Consider the following 586-nt stretch of genomic DNA (forward strand, 5'->3'; position numbering starts at 1 on the left):
GTCAGGTTTTTTCCGAGAACCAGATCTCAATGTTTTCAAGCACTTAACGAAGTGGGGCACTATGAACAAGCCATTGCAATGGGCCGGATCTGGTTCTCGATCCAGTTGTTGTCCACGGGCAGTTGCCCGTCATCCGCGAACCGGGTCAACGCCTCCCAGCGCCGCAAGCTGTAGTCCAGCGCCTTCGCACTTGCTGAGCCCTCGGGCACCTTCTGGCGTTGCAGCACCATCCACTGGTGCAGGGCATCGAGCAGCGGTTTCGTTTGTTGTTGCCGGATGGCCTGGCGCTGATCGGTCGCAAGCTCCTTGACCTCACGCTCGATCTCGTAGACCCGACCGAACTGCTGCAGTGCGAACTCGGCGATCTGGCTCTGGTTGGCTGCGTGCAGATCGAAGAACTTGCGCCGCGCGTGCGCCAGGCAACCGACCTCGGTCACGCCACTGGCGATCAAGGCCTTGTAGCCGCTGAAGTCGTCACAGGTGAGGCTGCCTCTCCAGTCACCCAGGAAGCGCCGGGCGTGTTCGCCCGAGCGTGATTCGCAGAAGTCGTAGACGACCACCTTGGTGTTCTCGAAGGCGCCCGTTG

Annotated in this window: 1 pseudogene; it reads right to left on the minus strand. The window is 60.8% G+C overall.

Annotated features, from left to right (window positions below):
* Positions 1-71: 71 nt before the first annotated feature.
* Positions 72-586: pseudogene (gene tnpC, locus ACTIF6_RS26835) on the minus strand (IS66 family transposase); the annotation flags it as partial.

It is taken from the genome of Hydrogenophaga sp. (assembly GCF_051860785.1).
In the GTDB taxonomy this organism is placed as follows: domain Bacteria; phylum Pseudomonadota; class Gammaproteobacteria; order Burkholderiales; family Burkholderiaceae_C; genus Hydrogenophaga.